The sequence below is a fragment of the uncultured Gimesia sp. genome (assembly GCF_963972345.1).
Classification (GTDB): domain Bacteria; phylum Planctomycetota; class Planctomycetia; order Planctomycetales; family Planctomycetaceae; genus Gimesia.
Window position 1 is genome coordinate 1 of record NZ_CAXAVM010000065.1, and the last position, 14,209, is coordinate 14,209.

10 protein-coding genes are annotated in these 14,209 nt (G+C 51.7%); 7 read left to right on the forward strand and 3 right to left on the reverse strand.

The genetic code is table 11. The features are described 5' to 3' along the window. From AACZ40_RS12895 to AACZ40_RS12910, 4 genes are all read left to right on the forward strand, one after another. A partial coding sequence (locus AACZ40_RS12895; RefSeq protein WP_339674600.1) for an IclR family transcriptional regulator occupies positions 1-595 on the forward strand: 595 nt, incomplete at its 5' end. After that, on the forward strand, positions 592-3,549 hold the full coding sequence (locus AACZ40_RS12900; protein ID WP_291172814.1) for a PSD1 and planctomycete cytochrome C domain-containing protein: 2,958 nt from the start codon (positions 592-594) through the stop codon (positions 3,547-3,549). The genes AACZ40_RS12895 and AACZ40_RS12900, both read left to right, overlap by 4 nt. Positions 3,550-3,565: 16 nt before the next feature. Next, positions 3,566-4,981 (forward strand): DUF1501 domain-containing protein, encoded by a 1,416-nt coding sequence (locus AACZ40_RS12905; protein ID WP_291172812.1) that lies wholly within the window; start codon positions 3,566-3,568, stop codon positions 4,979-4,981. A gap of 292 nt (positions 4,982-5,273) precedes the next feature. Continuing rightward, positions 5,274-6,005 (forward strand): class I SAM-dependent methyltransferase, encoded by a 732-nt coding sequence (locus tag AACZ40_RS12910; RefSeq protein ID WP_291172809.1) that lies wholly within the window; start codon positions 5,274-5,276, stop codon positions 6,003-6,005. Between the two features lie 37 nt (positions 6,006-6,042). On the opposite strand, the gene AACZ40_RS12915 is transcribed toward AACZ40_RS12910, so the two are convergent. Further along, on the reverse strand, positions 6,043-7,035 hold the full coding sequence (locus AACZ40_RS12915) for a S1/P1 nuclease (RefSeq protein WP_291172806.1): 993 nt from the start codon (positions 7,033-7,035) through the stop codon (positions 6,043-6,045). Positions 7,036-8,426: 1,391 nt separating this feature from the next. On the opposite strand from AACZ40_RS12915, the gene AACZ40_RS12920 reads away from it, so the two are divergent. Beyond that, positions 8,427-8,966, forward strand: coding sequence for a hypothetical protein (locus tag AACZ40_RS12920; RefSeq protein WP_291172803.1), 540 nt, complete (start codon positions 8,427-8,429; stop codon positions 8,964-8,966). Positions 8,967-9,405: 439 nt separating this feature from the next. Here AACZ40_RS12920 and AACZ40_RS12925 read toward each other — a convergent pair whose 3' ends face one another. Next, positions 9,406-10,878 carry an aldehyde dehydrogenase family protein gene (locus AACZ40_RS12925; protein ID WP_291172801.1) on the reverse strand — a complete coding sequence of 491 codons (1,473 nt, stop codon included), beginning with the start codon at positions 10,876-10,878 and terminating at the stop codon, positions 9,406-9,408. A gap of 512 nt (positions 10,879-11,390) precedes the next feature. Next, positions 11,391-11,624, reverse strand: a complete 234-nt coding sequence (locus AACZ40_RS12930) for a hypothetical protein (protein ID WP_291172798.1) — start codon at positions 11,622-11,624, stop codon at positions 11,391-11,393. 470 nt (positions 11,625-12,094) lie between these two features. On the opposite strand from AACZ40_RS12930, the gene AACZ40_RS12935 reads away from it, so the two are divergent. Together AACZ40_RS12935 and AACZ40_RS12940 are read left to right on the forward strand one after the other, a co-directional pair. Then, complete coding sequence (locus AACZ40_RS12935; RefSeq protein ID WP_291172795.1) at positions 12,095-12,772, forward strand: PH domain-containing protein; 678 nt, start codon at positions 12,095-12,097, stop codon at positions 12,770-12,772. Between the two features lie 139 nt (positions 12,773-12,911). Continuing rightward, complete coding sequence (locus AACZ40_RS12940) at positions 12,912-13,052, forward strand: hypothetical protein (protein ID WP_291172793.1); 141 nt, start codon at positions 12,912-12,914, stop codon at positions 13,050-13,052. Positions 13,053-14,209: the final 1,157 nt, after the last annotated feature.

Genomic DNA, 14,209 nt, shown 5'->3' on the forward strand with positions numbered 1-14,209 from the left:
GGAACGTGATCCATTGAGTAAACGCTTTCGGTTGTCAACAAAATTTCTGACCCTCGGTTTGCCACAGGTGGGAGATGTCAGTCTGGTCGAAGAGGCCTTGCCTGTCATGAGACGCTTGCGTGACGAGACCCGGGAAACAGTACAGCTCGGACTTCGCGTCGGCGATGAAGGTGTGATTATCGAGCAGGTGAGCGGCCTGCACCCCCTGCGGATCGCCGTCGACATCGGTTTACGATTTCCTCTACATAATAATGCTCCTGGAAAAACTCTACTGGCCTGTCAGAATGCCACTGACCTGGAACAGACTCTGCAACGAATTCCCTTAACACAGGATACTTCGCGAACCATCACAGATCCGGATGCCTTGCGGCTGGAATGTGAACAGGTTCGCCAGCGGGGTTATGCTACAGATTATGCAGAAGCGGACGAAGGAATCCACTGCATTTCTGCACCAGTCTGGGGACGGGAAGAACAGCTGATTGCCGTCCTCTGGGTTTCAGCTCCCTCGAAGCGGTTGCCGAAAGGACTGTTTTCGAGTGTCGGAAAACAGGTCATGCTGAGTGCGGCTGAAATCTCCCGGAGGCTCAACCCATGAAAGAGATCCTGGGCTTATTCATTTTTCTCCCACTGCTGGCACCGGTTAGCAGCAGTTTCGCTGACGAGAATGCTTTCTTTCGTGATGCGGTTGCGCCTATTCTGAGCAAACACTGCTATGACTGCCATTCGCATGCTGCCGGACTTATGGAAGGAGGACTCACGCTCGACTGGCAGAGTGGCTGGAAAAAGGGAGGCACGCGAGGTCCGGCGATCATTCCCGGTCAGCCCGAGCAGAGTCTCCTGATCAAAGCTGTACAACACACCGATCCCGATTTACAGATGCCTGAGACCAGATTGAGCGATCAGGAGATCTCTGTACTCGTGCGCTGGGTCAAACAGGGGGCCATAGATCCTCGACATACGAAGCCAGCCAGCGATACTGCAGATGCGACCGACTGGTGGTCGCTAAAGTCGCTGCAACGTCCCGAAGTACCAGCAATACACGTTGATAATCCTGTCGATGCTTTTATTCAGAATCGCCTGAAAGCAGCAAATGTTTCAGCATCATCGGCTGCGGATCGACGTACATTGATTCGAAGATTGACTTATGATTTGCATGGGTTGCAGCCCACTATCGCTGATGTGGAAGCATTTGTGAACGATGAGTCTCCCGATGCTTATCGGCGACTGGTGGATCGTTTGCTGGATGATGCTCATTACGGGGAACGCTGGGCACGTCACTGGTTCGATACCATTCACTTTGCTGATTCGCACGGTTTTGAACATGATGTCTTTCGCCCGCATGCCTGGCGATATCGTGATTATGTCATTCAGAGATTGAATGCAGATATTCCCTGGTCCCAATTTATTCGAGAGCAACTGGCCGTCGACTTTTTCTTTCCCGAGAGAACGGAGTTGATACCGGCACTCGGGTTTCTGGGCGCAGGGCCATACGATCAGAGTGCTGCTGCGACAGCTCCGAAATCATTTGAGTATCTGGATCGCGATGATCTGGTAACGCAGACCATGGGCGCTTTTGTCAGCACCACTGCTAACTGCGCACGATGTCACACTCATAAATTTGATCCCATCACACAGTCAGATTACTTTGCCCTCCAGGCCGTCTTTGCAGGAATCGGGAAAGGGGATATCTCATTTGACGCCGACAGCAGGATAGCTTCCCAGCGAAACCATTGGGAAGCGTTGAAGACGGCAGCGCAGAATCAAAATTCAGAACTTCTGTTATTACCCGAAAATCAAAAGCTCGTCACCGAGTGGGAGCAGAACCGTGGCTCTCAACCGCGCTGGGAAACTTTAGAACCAGACATTTTTGTCTCAACCCAGGGGGCTCGATTAAAACGTTTACCCGATCATTCGATCCTGTCAGAAACAAAACCTCCTGAGCAGGAAACGGTTATCGTGACTGGGAGCACAAAACTGTCAACGGTAACGGCCGTCCGCCTGGATCTGTTAACAGACGAGTCGCTTCCGCACAAAGGACCAGGGAGAGCTCAAAATGGCAATCTGCATTTGAGCGAATTCGAACTGCAATCGTTTCCGGAAAATGCGTCGTCCGGTACTGTGATTCCGATTCGACGGGCGACAGCTGATTTCAATCAGGATGGTTGGACGATCGAGCATGCCATCGATGGGAATCCGAAAACGGCGTGGGGCATTTATCCCAAAGTCAGCATGGGGCATTATGCCGTTTTCGAACCGGAAAGCCCATTGAAAATAGAACCAGGCACCCGGCTGGTGGTGACGTTAAAACAGTTGCACGGCGGCGCACACATCATCGGTCGGTTTAAACTCTCGGTGACCGACTCACCGAATCTGGATGTGATTGCACTTCCCACTGAAGCAGAAACAGTGCTCACTATTCCTCAGCAGCAACGAACGCCGAAGCAACAATTAACACTGGCATCCACGATCTTGAAATACCGTGCAGAACAGGAACTGAAACAACTGCCAGGCCAGGTCAAAGTCTACGCGGCTGGTGCAGAGGCCGTTAACGAACGAGGACTGGTGAAGTATTCGCAGCCTCGCGAAATTCATCTGCTGGCGCGTGGCGATCTCGAAAAACCTCGAGAAGTAATCCCTCCAGGCGCATTGTCGGCTTTGACACCATTACCCGGGCGATTTGATTTACCGGAATCCCATCCCGAATCAGCGCGGCGGGCGGCGCTCGCTGACTGGCTGGCCGACTCGAAGAATCCATTAACCTGGCGGAGCATTGCCAATCGCGTCTGGCATTATCATTTTGGAACTGGTCTGTGTGATACCCCCAACGATTTCGGCCGTATGGGGGGAACGCCCTCGCATCCGGAACTGCTGGACTGGCTGGCCTGTGAATTACGTGATCACAATGGCTCACTGAAGCACCTGCATCGGCTGATCTGTAACAGTCATACCTATCGCCAGTCGTCTGCCTCCCGTTCTGAACTGGTAAAGCTTGATCCCGAAAATCGTTTGTTAGCCCGCATGTCACGACGTCGTCTCGACGCAGACAGCTATCGGGATGCCGTCCTGCTGGTCAGTGGCGAACTTGATCTGAAGCAGGGAGGCCCCGGTGATGCCCATTTCACAACGACCCCCGGTCCTCAGGTAACTCCCGTGTTGCATTATGACCAGTTTGATTTGAATCGGCCGGATGCCCACAGGCGAAGTATCTATCGAGTCGTCTGGCGGGGAATTCCCGATCCGCTGATGGATGCTCTGGATTTTCCGGATCTCGGATTACTGGCTCCCACTCGTGGCTTTTCCGCTTCTCCCCTGCAGTCTCTGGTCCTGTTGAACAATCGATTTGTATTACACTTCGCTCACAAGCTGGCCGAGCGGGCAGCGAAGTCGGAAACAATACCCGGGCAGGTAAGACAAATCATCCTGTGGGTCTGGCTGCGGGAACCAACGACCGAAGAACTGAATCAATTGACCGAACTGGCACAGCAGCATGGGCTGGAGTCGGTCTGTCGACTGGTTCTGAACAGTAATGAATTTCTTTTTGTCGAGTAAAGGAAGGCTGTCGCTGATGTATAATCCGCTTACCAGACGAGAAATGCTCTCCTGTTCCGGAAACAGTTTCGGTGCAGCCGTTCTGGCCTGCTGGCTGGGAAGTGAATCATCAAAAGCTGCTGAACCGGATTTGAACGGCGGACTCCATCACCGGGCAAAAGTACGGCGGGTCATTCAGTTATTCATGAACGGCGGAGCCAGCCCGATGGATACCTTCGACTATAAGCCGGAGTTGAAGAGATTGCACGGGCAGAATCTGGGGCCCAAAGAAAAGCCGGAAGGATTTACTGCAGCCGTCGGTTCGGTGATGAAAAGCCCGTTTGAGTTCAAACAATACGGCGAAGCGGGACGCTGGGTCAGTTCCGTTTTTCCCCATCAGGCACAGATTGTGGATGAACTGGCATTCCTGATGGCGATGACCACGAAAACCAACGTGCATGGACCGGCCAGCTATATGATGAATACGGGTTTCATGCTGCCGGGCTTCCCTTGCCTGGGTGCCTGGGTCTCCTATGCATTGGGAAATCTTGCGGATAATCTGCCAACGTTTGTTGTGCTGCCCGACAGTCGTGGTCTTCCCTATAATCAGAAAGCCAATTTCAGTTGTGGATTTCTACCCGCGAAGCATCAGGGAACCCTGGTAAACGCTGCCAGTCAGAATCCGATCCCCGATCTGTTTGCGGACGCACAGTACAAATTCGCCCGTGGGTCGGCAGATCGGGATACGGTGGCATTGTTGCAGCAAATGAATCGACAGCATGCCGCATCCCGTCCGGAAGATTCCCGGCTGGAAGCACGAATCGCAGCGGGAGAACTCGCGGCCAAAATGCAACTGAGTGCGCCCGAAGCTTTCGATCTGTCTCGCGAAACCAAAGAAACCCACGAAGCTTACGGACTGAATCAAAAAGAAACAGAAGACTTCGGCAGACGCTGCCTGCTGGGAAGACGTCTGCTGGAACGGGGGACACGCTTCGTGCAGGTCTGGAGCGGTCCGCAGGGCGCAGTGAATAACTGGGACAACCATGGCAATATTCAAACGGAACTGCCACCCATCGCCAAAAGTGTCGATCAGCCCATCGCGACCCTGTTCCGGGATTTGAAATCGCGAGGTCTCCTCGAAGATACGCTGGTTATCTGGACGACGGAATTCGGTCGCACCCCCTTTGCACAGGGAAGCCTGGGCCGCGATCATAACCGGGGAACTTTCGTGACCTGGCTGGCAGGAGCAGGTGTGAAAGCGGGAGCCAGCTACGGAAAGAGCGATGACCTGGGATATCAGACCGCGGAAGGGAAAACGTACTGTTACGACCTGCACGCCACGATACTGCATCTGCTGGGAATCGATCACAAACAATTAACCTTCCGCACCGCTGGCATCGACCGCCGCCTGACTGATGTGCACGGCCATGTGGTACAGCAGATTTTGAGTTAATCTCAGTCATTTCTTGCACTCACGTTTTCCAGCATGCACAGCGGAATTAGCAGCCCGCGACACGGTTCGCATTCTGCATCAGATGAATGCGGGTTGAAGATTGCTGATTCAGGCTCTGCGGCAAAAGTCCCGACTGTGGCTGAGTTTAAGTCTGGTCAAAATACGAATTGCACTAAAACTCATATTTGCTTACAGTTTGACACCTCCTGGTTCTCCCATTCTCTCACAATCGATTCACAGTTCAGTTTCTCACCGATGTCGAACTGAAAACAACGAAGGCGGGCTCTTAGATATGCCTTATTCTGATATCACATTTCAAGATAAGAATCCTGTCAAACGCTGGCTGCAGCAGCGGCGCATGGTCTCCGCCACCAGGCTCGGCAAGCAAAGTCGGCAACCTGCTGTCATCTGTGATTATGGCGCCGGAAATGGCGAACTCTGTAAACAGCTTGCGGAGCATTTACCCGAAGCAAAATTTATCTGCTATGAACCTTCTCCCGTTTTTCTGGAAGAAGCCAAAGAAAATCTGAAAGCCGTTCCCAATACGGAGTTCTATCAGGACATCCGGCAGATTCCCCAGGAAACCGTCGATCTGCTGTTTTGCCTGGAAGTCTTTGAACATCTACCGGAAAAAGAAACTCACGAAGCGCTGCAGACGATCTCAAAATTATTGAAGCCCGGCGGAGAAGTCGTCATAGGCGTTCCCGTCGAAGTCGGCATCCCCGCGCTCTATAAAGGCATCTTTCGCATGACACGTCGCTTCGGTGCCTATGATGCCAGTCCGAAAAACGTATTTCTCTCCGTTATCGGCAGTCCTCCCCAAGACCGCCCCCGCGGAGAAATCGAAGCTGGTTTCGGGTACCATTTTCCCCACACCGGTTTTGATTATCGCGAGTTCTCAAAAACGCTGGTCGGCTATTTTGATCTGAAAAAAGTCTCGACCAGCCCGTTTCATGCACCCGGAACGCTCCTCATGCCTGAAGTCTACTTTTCATTAGAGAAGCCGGACAATGCAGCAGCTTGAACTGTTGCATTCTCATTTTCAACTCCCTTAATCCTGCTTACTGCAAATCGTTGATTACAGCCGCCAGTCGCCAGCCCGATTGCGCGGCCCGTTTGACCGCAATGGCGCCCGCTGTTCGATAATATTCGGCGGGCAGGGCAGTCAGTTTGATGAACTCATTCTGCGGCCCATCGTTCTGCTTCACTGCCTCCAGAATCATCTGAGTGTAGCCGGCACTCTTCGCCAGCGCGTGACTCTCGTCGATCCAGGCGACGTAGTTCAGGTTCTGTGCTGCCTGCTCACCCAGCTGCTTTAACGCCGGGTCGCGGGCCAGACCGACTGCCTGGCTCACAATTTCAGAATCCTTAAAGCTGTTCCCCAGCAATCCATCCCACTGCGCATGCAGATTCGATTTGCCGATCCGAATACTGTTCCCCCCGCGATCTCCTTCGGGAAAGGAACCTTTGCTGAACAACGCAGACGAATGCAGAGGCTGATGGCTGTCCCCCGTCAGATGCATGATCCAGCACAGAGCAATCGCTTTGTCCGCCGGGCTGACCGCGGGGTCTTTCATTAACGCGACGTTATACTCCAGCGCCTGCAGAATGTTGAACAACAGCGGATCATCACCCCGCCTGATTGACTGCGCGGTATTCACAGACAGTTTTGAACTCAAAGCCTGTTCAGCAGACGTGTCCAGATAGATTGGCTGATTGATGTAATGCCAGGTCCCGCGATGATATTTCTCGCGATCTTCGTCTTTCAAACTGCGGACAATGTCCGGCCACGTCGCCGCTCGCATGAACAGCCAGCGATCCTGAACCGCCGGAGCCGCCTTTCTGATCACCGCTGGCATTCGCGACTGAAAATCCTGCTCAAACCGGGGATGCTGTTTCAGCAACGTTACCATGGCCCTCTGCGTTTCCGGCGTCAACTGATCCCAGGCAATTGAAGCAATCACCCGATGCCCGGCGTAATTCCAGGCCTGCACCGATTCTGAGGTCAGCAAAAACAACGCGATCAAAACGAACAGACAAGAGAAGCGTTTCACAGTCATTCCTCAATTCAACAGGATTCATTCAGCAGTGAAAGTGCAAAACCAATTGTGTTCAAGTTCACGGCTGACACAAGTAGACAGGGACACTGTTTATCGAAAATTCATATTCAGACCAGTGACCATCGCGAACCAGTACTGAAGAGATTCGACTTGACTCCCCCGCGCCCATGGCGATAAGCGCTGTTTTGGGTCGCGCGCGTGCCCAGTTTACAGAGCACTGAAACACGCGACACCTGTTCGCAATCATCACTCGAATATCGTCCCTTTTTTCCAGATTGTCAGTTTTCATAACAGCACCAGTTCCTGATGTATGCCTGCGGGTCGCCGCACATCGCAAAGCTTCGCCTCGGAACCGCCCCGGCATCGCCTTATATCGGTCCCAGATCAACCCGTATCGCCACATGATTCTGTTCTTCCCCCTTGACACCCCCACGCCCTTCCACAAAATAAACCCCCATGCAACGAAACCACACAACCACAGCTCGAACAAAAAATCAAATACCACAATGAACCCCACAACAATAACAAAATTGAATGTTCTCTTACCCTGGCGTGTGCCACTGTTGGCTTGCCCAACAGTTCGCGAACAACCAGCCCCCACCAACAAAACAGCGTAAGCCCGAATGCAATTCGAGCCGAGTACAGCGAGCAGAAAATCACAGCTGCCACGTACCATCCGGAATCAGATTTCCCACACCCATTCAGCACCGTCGGACAAGCCGAGCGGCGGGTGTCACCGTTGGCTTGCCCAACGGTGAAGGTGCTAACGTCCCCTTTCAAGTTTCACAAAGCATTATAAAAGAAGTACTCCACTCCTCGCAGATGAAAATCCCGAACCACTGACAGATCAAAAGGAGGATCAAAAAGGGGATCACTATTCACCGTCAAACGATCCAGATTAGACCCGGTTTTAATGCCCCCTTTGCAAAAACCGCGGCTAACGCCGTACGGCTAATATGAAAGAAAGAACGAAAGGTGAAAAAACAAAATGTGAAAAAAACGGATAGCCCCGGATGCAATCCGTGGTTGTCGCAGACAACAGGAAACTGTCAGGGCGAGTGCCCAATTCAGAACCCCACTTCCCACCTGTTCAACGTAGGGGGCGACCCATGTGCCGACCCGCCTGGCGAGTATGAACCAGGCATCGCGCCCAATGGCAACATAATCAAACATCTCCTCAGAACTTTCCATCGCGAAAAACCCTAAACCAGCCATAAGAAAAAAAGGGTGAGCCCTAACGCAATTCGGGCCGAGCGCAGCGAAACAGATTTAATCAGATCTCCCCACCATCCCCGCAGACAAACATCCCGCAGTTATTTTTTTAAAAAAATCAGTTCCCGAACACATTTCGGGAACTGAGGCTATCTCTGCCAACTCTAACAAGTATGAAACACCTCATCCTCCCCAGTCTGATTTTGCTCGTAGCCTGTACCGATACGAAAATCACGGATCAAACCGATCACGTGGCTCCCGCCAAAGAGCAGACCACTCCTGAATTACCAGCCTCGGGTTCCGAAGGGTTGATTTTTGGAGAAAATCCCAATGCTGTCGTAGTAGGGCGTGAACTCTTGAGAGAAGCCAGCGATGGTGAATCTGATAGAGCTGAGTTTCTTGCAATGGAAGACCTGGCTTCCAGAGATTCATGGAGTCCTATGAGGAATGTTCATCAAAGCGACTGTCTGAAAGAAGTTGAGACAGAAGCAGAGTGGCGCGACGCAAACGAATTCCTTCAGGACGACGGATCCGACGAATACCAGGTCTTTCAATCTCTTACGATACAACTGGGAACGGATCAACTCAGAATCAGAAGCATGGGACCCAGGGGAACAAAGCTCAGGTACGAAGCAGAATCTCGAAACAAAAACTATGAAGTTGAATACGATCTTAAAACTGTGCAGATCATCAAAGTGATCACTACAAATTAAAATCGATGCGACATCAGCGCCGGGTGCAATCTTAGGCTTGCCCGACAGTGTCCGATCAATCAAACCACGTCAATAAAACGGGTAGCCCCGGATGCAATCCGGGGTTGTCGCAGACAACAGGAAACTGTTCGGGCAATCGCCCAATTCAGAACCCCCCATCCCATCTGTTCAACGTAGGGGTCGACCCATGTGTCGACCCGCCTGGCGAGTATCAACCTGGTATCGTGCACAATGGCAACATAATGAAACATCCCAATCCAAAAATTCCACCGCGATAACCCCAAAACCAGCCATAAGAAAAAAATGGTTGAGTGGCCCTTATTGGGTGGCCCTGTTGGCTTGCCAACAGTAATCGATTCACCAACCCCACACCCATAAAAAAAGGGCAGGACACAATCAATCTGCGTCCTGCCCCTGTTACATAGTTGATGAAACGCGTTTACTCAGGCCACGGAGATTTCTCGGTCGCCAGTGAATAAATTACGGCTTTGGAATTGCAGTATTCGTGGGCCGCTTCGATGAAGCCCAGTTCTGCTCCGAAACCGCTCATTTTGTAACCGTAGATCGGGACGTTCGGCCTGAGGTAACCGCCCCCATTGATGGAGATTCGGCCAGCCTGCAGTTGACGCGCGACTCTCAGGGCCTGTGTGCCGTCGGTGGACCAGATGTTGGCCATTAAGCCGAAATCGGAATCGTTGGCGATCCGAATCGCTTCCTCCTCCGTTTTGAATGTCATCACGCTTAATACCGGACCGAAGACTTCTTCCTTCGCCACGGCCATGTCGGGTGAGACCTGGTCGAAAATCGTCGGCGGATAGAAGCAGTCCAGCGGATCATCGGAGATATCACCTGAGAGGACCAACCGTGCTCCTTCCTGTTTCGCCTGTTCGACGCGCTGACGTACGAAATCGCAGTGGGTCGGCGTAGCCAGGCAGCCCAGGTGCATTTCAGGATCGGTCGGATCCCCCTGCCGCAAACTCCGGGTTTTGGCGATGATCCGCTCCAGCAGTTCATCATGCTGACTCTCATGCACCAGCAGTCGCGAGCCGGCCACGCAGATCTGACCCAGGTGACAGAAAATGCCCGTGATTACACCGTTGACGACATGATCCATCGGCGCATCGGGAAAGACGACGCTCGGAGTCTTGCCACCGAGTTCCAGCAGCACGCCTTTCATCCCGTCCTTGGCGGCTTCCATCAACTGGGCACCGGTTTCAAAACGTCCCGTGAAGGCGATTTTATTGATGCCCGGATGTTTCACAAGGGCCGTCCCTGCTTCCGCGCCCGTGCCGTGAATCACATTAATCACGCCGGGAGGAAAGCCGACTTCTTCGGCCAGTTTCGCCAGCATCAACGCAGACAGCGGGGAGACTTCGGAAGGCTTGAGGACCACCGTATTGCCACAGGCGAGAATCGGCGCCAGCTTGATGGCGGCGTTGGTCAGTGGATAATTCCAGGGAACGATGGCCGCGATCACACCCATTGGCTCGCGAAACTGCATCGTCACATTGTCCGGCAGTCCGCCATAGGAGTGCCCGGCGATTTTGTCCGGCAGCCCCGCATAACTTTCGATCACGTCGGCTCCGCAGGGAATGTCAAAGCCCAGCGTGTCGCGAATGGGTTTACCGATATTGAGTGTATCGGTCATCGCGAGATCTTCCGCGGATTCGCGCACGCGTTCAGCCAGCTTATACAGCAGTCGCCCGCGCTGCAGGGGATCGAGTCGCGGCCATTCCCCCTGGTCAAACGCACGGCGGGCCGCCGTGACGGCCAGATCAACATCGCTGGCATTCGCCAGGGCAATCTCGGCCAGTGGTTCGCGGGTCGCGGGGTTCGTGATCGTCCAGTTGGTTTTCGAGCGACCGTCGACCCATTTTCCATCAATATACATCTTATCTGGCCAGGATGGCATGTTCTTAATTCCTTGCTGAGGTAATGAAATCTTTTGGTGTTCCGAACCGCCGGTAATCCGGCACAATTCAGATCAGGAGCGAATCAGCTTCCCAGTGATTTTCCACGGAGAGCCCCGATTCACTCCCACAGAGAGCAGCATTATCTTAACAAGGCTAACCAATCCAGGGCAACAGTTGAGAAAGTTTCGAACCAGATTGCAACAGAAATGAGTCCAGTCGCAGCAGGCAGAGAGCAGCCAGGTCGACGCTCAATCAAAACCACCACCGGCCAACCCCAACCGTAGGGGATGACCCATGTGTCATCCCGCAGCGCGAGCATCGTTGTCAGGGATACCGATGCTATCTCACGGAGAACTCACAATACCAGCCCCCTTGAGACCGGTTTGATGTGCTACCACGAGCAAAACGAAAGATCTGGCTGGTAATCAATTGGGCTCAGGGAAGATCCAATGTTGATTTCAAACAGGCATCCACTTGATCCATCAATCCACCAGTACAATATCACCGCGATTCATACGTCCTGGTCGTAAATGTCCATTTCAGGATCATTCCAACCCGCCCTTTCTCCAGCTGATTTTAAAGCAGATAATCTTTCCTCTTCCGAGAGGGGACCATCATCGTACATCACGTTACGGGTCTGTTGGTAGACATCTGCCCGAACGGTAATGATTTCGATTCCGTCTTCCATGGTACGAAGGGCTTCGCCTTTTTGGATTGCCAGTTTTTCTGCTTCGGTCAGTTTCATGATTGCATTCTATGATAAGACCGCCTCTGGAATCAATAACTCTTTTATCCTTTTCGTAACGACACCAAATCCATCGCAAATGAATCCAGGCACCGCTAAACGGTGAAATGAAACTCAAAAGAAAAGAAAAGTCCGATCTCTTTACGAGGTCGTACATTAGAAAATGTAGGGACAGAGATTCAAACCTCAGGCCCTTTATTTGATTCGATTTGCTGGGGTTGGTGCTGGTATAATGGTCTGACCCCATTACGCCCCTCTGCAGGAATTTCAACCGGCGATCACTGGCAGCCGAACGACCACAGTGATCGCCAGACGACCGATCCTGCCAGCAAAATACCTTCACCTAGGGAGCAATCAGCCATCGCTCAACAAATCCCACTCAGGCGGAACGATATTCGCATCATGTTGAAGTGAAACTCCGCGAGACCGCATGGGCGGCCCCGCTCACAGAAACTGCAGGGGATTTATCGATGACTGATTCCGAAGCACATGCCAGCAATGCGAGTCGAACTCTCGCCTATGAATGCCCTCACTGCGGAGCGGCCAATACAGTCGATCCCGCTGCGATTGGCGAACTCGTCACGTGTGTGAATGACAATTGTGGTCAGGTCTTCAAGATTGATGCCCCGGCCGGTCACCTGCTTCGCGACGACGATCCAAAGGTGGTCGCGGCGCGGGGGCATCATCAGGATACCACGGTGACTCAGGCTGAACAGGAACTCTGCACCGTGCACCCGGCGATATTCGGCAATCGTCCGTTCTCGTTTCTTGGGTGTCTGCTGGTTGTCATCGGGGGTATTGTCGGGGCGGTGATGAATCGCGACGAGTTGATCCTGATGTACTCCGGATTGGCTCTCGCCGTAGCCGGTGCTTTAATCCTGTCGTATTGGTGGATTCAGACTCGGTTCCGATCCGTGACCGTGACTTCAAAACGAACGCTCTACACTCAGGGCATCTTTTCCAAACAAACGAGCGAAGTGCAGCACGATGACGTTCGCAACATGCAGGTGAATCAGAGTTTCTTCGATCGTCTGGCTGGCGTCGGACACCTGGCAATCTCCAGCTCCGGCCAGGATGACATGGAGATCGACGTTCGCGGACTGAAGTCACCACAGCGGGTGATCGACATCATTCGCGAATATCAGTAGACCGTTGCCGCGTCAATGGGCAGTCTTTCAATCGCGGTACCTCGTTTGCATCGGTAACGTACTCTCGCGAATGCCCCAGTCCGAAGTTTCAAAAAGTACTATTTAAATGCTACAGGGATAATAAAGGGGTCAGACCCCTATGACCCTTTTCGAATCAGACGAGCAGAAAGTCAAAGCGAAAGCAGAAGCCTATCTAAAACGTCATGCCCTCGATTTGCTGGAGTGGGGTGTCTTGAAGCGTGAGCAGAGAGAAAACCACTTGGACGGTGAAATCCGATAAGCATTATCGCTCCCCTGCGGATCGAATCGGCATTCGCGGGGGAGTTTTCTATTTTGGGTCATGATCCAAAATAAGGCTCGACAGCAAGAATCCAGCCCCAGAAACCTCTTTTGATTTCAGTATTTATTCACAATAACTCTTAATGCAAGGTCTTTAAATATAGCCATTGCAAAATTTAAGATAGGCCCAAAAAATGTCCGTCAAATATTTGTTCTGTGCAGCACAGAAGGTCAATGGAGTATAGATAACAACAAGGATTCTTTGATATTCCGGGTACATCAAACGCCAAGTAGAGTCGTGCATGAATGCAAAAGCCGGACCTACAGTCATTACATAAAATACTAGCAAAAATGGAATTGTATAACCCGATAAAAGAATTTTCTTCGAGATCGTTTCTTCAGTCATCAAAGCTACCCCAGAGAAAAACGCAGAACTGCAGTTTAAACGATTTTAAATAAGAAACAAAAGAGTAATCCACCATACTGCACACAATCGCACTGAATGGAGTGTGACGCGATTGATTCTTAGACGATGGATACTCCTACAACTGGAGCATAAGGCGGCAGACCCCTATGCCCCCTTTTGCTCTGAATGGATTCAGTGAAGCCGGCAACGATGGGAACGAATACAATGTCGTTCTAACGGATGGCACGCTTTTGTAGTTTCGGTTGAGTAGATGCGAAGCGTTGAATCTGATTTCTGCCTGGAATCAATCGCGTAAACACAGCGAGCCAGAAGCCTTAATCGTTAAACGGTAGAAGATATTCTTCTCCCCCGAGACGCAGTTTGTGCGCGTCGGGGATTTCTATTTTGGATCATGACCCAAAATCAACCACAATCGTGAATTCAATCACACGAGAAAACAGATTGATGTAGCAATCAATCTTCAATTTCAGTGCCCCTACAAAACTTTATATATGAGATTAATGCTTGCCCAACGTAAGCGTTTTGGTCACAAGCCCATGTCAATGGTGAGTAAAAACTTACCAAGAAATTTTCGGATTGAGGATAATAAGACTTCCCGCCTGAGTCATATACAATGGCAACTAAAGGACCAATACTCAAAACATATACCACTAACAAAATAGGAATGGCAGAGCCCAAAAAACGAAGTACTTTCCATCTCTTTTTTTCATACATACGAACAACCTCAGAAA

Excerpts from the sequence above, each read along its gene's own strand:
- AACZ40_RS12900 (WP_291172814.1), top strand. The coding sequence starts at position 592 with ATGAAAGAGATCCTGGGCTTATTCATTTTTCTCCCACTGCTGGCACCG.
- AACZ40_RS12925 (WP_291172801.1), bottom strand. The coding sequence starts at position 10,878 with ATGCCATCCTGGCCAGATAAGATGTATATTGATGGAAAATGGGTCGAC.
- AACZ40_RS12920 (WP_291172803.1), top strand. The coding sequence starts at position 8,427 with ATGAAACACCTCATCCTCCCCAGTCTGATTTTGCTCGTAGCCTGTACC.
- AACZ40_RS12910 (WP_291172809.1), top strand. The coding sequence starts at position 5,274 with ATGCCTTATTCTGATATCACATTTCAAGATAAGAATCCTGTCAAACGC.
- AACZ40_RS12930 (WP_291172798.1), bottom strand. The coding sequence starts at position 11,624 with ATGAAACTGACCGAAGCAGAAAAACTGGCAATCCAAAAAGGCGAAGCC.
- AACZ40_RS12935 (WP_291172795.1), top strand. The coding sequence starts at position 12,095 with ATGACTGATTCCGAAGCACATGCCAGCAATGCGAGTCGAACTCTCGCC.
- AACZ40_RS12940 (WP_291172793.1), top strand. The coding sequence starts at position 12,912 with ATGACCCTTTTCGAATCAGACGAGCAGAAAGTCAAAGCGAAAGCAGAA.
- AACZ40_RS12905 (WP_291172812.1), top strand. The coding sequence starts at position 3,566 with ATGTATAATCCGCTTACCAGACGAGAAATGCTCTCCTGTTCCGGAAAC.